Source organism: Actinomyces sp. S6-Spd3, from assembly GCF_000758755.1.
Lineage (GTDB): Bacteria > Actinomycetota > Actinomycetes > Actinomycetales > Actinomycetaceae > Pauljensenia.
In genome coordinates this window covers 1-531 of the sequence record NZ_JRMV01000023.1, presented here as the reverse complement: position 1 = coordinate 531, position 531 = coordinate 1, and the positions used below count along the sequence as shown (strand labels likewise).

The following is a 531-nucleotide window of genomic DNA, read 5'->3' as shown; positions in this document are numbered from 1 at the left end:
GGAGGGGCCAGCGACAATGATGCCTTTTTGAAGGGCGTCGTCAAAAAGGGCAGGGTCAGCTTCGAGTGATGCAGAGATGAGCGCTTCAGAGGGCATGTATAGGACCACTAGGTCCAAAGAGCCAGCAATGACCTCGCTGTAGCGCCGGTTTGCCAGCTGGTTCACGTGGGAGCGCACCGCGCTTGCATGTGCTCTTAAAGCGCTCGAATCCTCCTCGTCAATGGCTTTCAGGTAGGCGTCCAGGGGAACTTTCGCGTCGATTACGAGAGCACCCTCGCCCGGTAGATTTACAACGACGTCTGGCCGCGCCGGGCCAACCTGCATTTGTTCGAGGAAGTCAATGCGGTTAGTCAGGCCCGACATTTCAAGCACGCGGCGCAAGGAGAGCTCACCCCAAGATCCGCGAGTGGGAGAGGACCTTAGCGCTGTATCGAGCTTTTGTGTGGCGGCAAGAACCTCGCGCCCGGTTTTCTGGCTGAGACCAAGTTCGGAGATGACCCAGTCGAGTTGATGCTTTTGCGCCGCATCCAT

The 531-nt window shown here is 57.8% G+C and carries 1 protein-coding gene; it reads right to left on the bottom strand.

Features of this window, described 5'->3' with window-relative positions; genetic code table 11:
- A partial coding sequence (locus HMPREF1627_RS00180; protein WP_158705775.1) for a DNA recombination protein RmuC occupies positions 1-531 on the bottom strand: 531 nt, incomplete at both ends.